This window comes from Moorena sp. SIO4A1 (assembly GCF_010672065.1).
Taxonomy (GTDB): Bacteria; Cyanobacteriota; Cyanobacteriia; order Cyanobacteriales; family Coleofasciculaceae; genus Moorena.
In genome coordinates this window covers 1-1,859 of record NZ_JAAHHX010000455.1, presented here as the reverse complement: position 1 = coordinate 1,859, position 1,859 = coordinate 1, and the positions used below count along the sequence as shown (strand labels likewise).

Annotated in this window: 1 protein-coding gene; it reads right to left on the bottom strand. The window is 47.3% G+C overall.

The window, feature by feature from the left end; all coding sequences use genetic code 11:
* Positions 1 to 248: 248 nt before the first annotated feature.
* A complete protein-coding gene (locus tag F6K53_RS39400; RefSeq protein ID WP_293085393.1) occupies positions 249 to 1,607 on the bottom strand; it encodes a transposase in 1,359 nt (452 codons plus the stop codon).
* Positions 1,608 to 1,859 lie beyond the last annotated feature (252 nt).

The following is a 1,859-nucleotide window of genomic DNA, read 5'->3' as shown; positions in this document are numbered from 1 at the left end:
GGTTATTGTAGTTCTAGGATTATGGAGGCTACTGCCAACATATTAACATTATTAGTATGCTTGCATAAACCAGAACTAGTTGAACAGCGTCCTAGTTTAGAGTAAATTTTAGATCGCCTTAATGAACTGGACAGTGAAAAGTTTTTCAGCATCGGTGAGTGTTATTTGAACTAGCCAACCTCTGTAAGTAAGAAGACTCAGTTAAAGGAGGTTTTTTGGCCAGGTATTTTGGCAAAAGCAGAGTGGGTCTACTTCAAGGGTAAAATATCTTCAGCTTGATGCTGCAAAGTCAAGCGCACGATTTGCTCAGTGGGATAGCCGTGGGCTGGTACGGTGCGAAACCAACCTGGGAAGTGCAACCAAATGGAGTTTGCCATCTCCAGGGAGAGGAGTTGCAAAATACCCAAGGCAATGGCATTGAGATTGACTAAACGTTCAAAAGCTTCAACCTTGCGCTCCACTTGCTGACGAAACTGGGTCGGGTATTGTCCCAGCTGTAGATCTTGAGGCCACTGGGTCGCCGAAGGCATGGTCTTGAGCCAAAAGCGATAGCAAAAACCTCCGAGCAGATGTACTAATGTTCGGAAACACACTTCAATTTTGAAGCGCCAGCCATAGGCTTCAATCACCTCTTGAGCTGACAGAGTCAAATCGCTGGAAATCAAGATCATCTGTTTACCTCCTGGCAGCTGCGTCAGCACAAACTGCACCAACTCATCGGGGGAGTCCCAATGTAATTGAATCACCCAAGACTTCACCCTTAACCATCTACCATAGAGTTGAACGGTTTCACCGTTTAAAGCATTGAGTTGCTCAAACAGGTGTTGCAATTTGACCGGAGTGCCCCATTTGCGTGGTCTACCTCGACCTCGCTTGCCAGGTAGAGCACAAAAGGGAGCATGACCAACGCTGTTGATGCGGACGCGACTGATCAGATGCAGGTTATGTGCTCGCAACGGACCGAGCACCTTGCCTGAAGCAAAGTAAGCATCAAGGACAACGTAACTGCCGCTGGTCATGAACTTAACACACAACTGAGCCATTTTATCAACCAGGGTTTGCTCCTGGCTCTCAATGCTTTGGTACTCGGTTTGAGCCGCCTTTTCCGCCGCTGGTGATCTTTTGAGTCCATCTTGGATTTCCAATACCACAGGAATCGCAAACAGAGCCTCCCCTACTCCCAATAATAGGTTTAATGCCCCAAAGTAATGCCCTCGAATCCATTCTGGTTTACTGACATTCTCTGATTCTTGATGCAAACGTTTCACTCCAGGCATCTTATTTCCTTCTTTCCCTACCTTGATGCCATCACCGATATAAACCGGTTTGCCTCGCAGTTGATGCACATGGGGGTGTTCCCTGAGCAAGTTTCCCCATCCAAGACACAGTTCCTTGACCCTCCAAGCACTGGAATGAAACCAGTGCAGGGCTTGATGATAGTAGCCTTCACTGATGCCAATGGCATTGAGGTAACTGGTAACAGCGGGCGGTTGCGTTGATAAGAGCACTCCCCATAGCAGTAACACAAACCACTCGAAGGTGGCTTGACGGGCAAACATAGGGCGCAGTTCAACTAAGATTTGCTCGACTCGACGATATAGAGCCATAATCTAACTGGCTGAGTTTTGCTGATTCAGCCAGTTTGGAACATTCTCGTCGCTTTGGCGATAGGGGTGTTCTTTTCTTAGGGGTAATCCAACCACTCAACCGACCACAGAACTTCGCACTGTCCAGTTAGTAACTTGTTTAACTTCGGAACACTGCCGCCCAACGAAGAACTAAAAGCGAAGACAGCTGGTCGTAAGTTAAGCGACGTAAAATAATGGACTGAGTGAAGTTACAGTGCGGTTTGAGAGTAG

Bases quoted from the DNA above. Each gene is read 5' to 3' on its own strand.
- F6K53_RS39400 (WP_293085393.1), bottom strand. From the start codon at position 1,607: ATGGCTCTATATCGTCGAGTCGAGCAAATCTTAGTTGAACTGCGCCCT.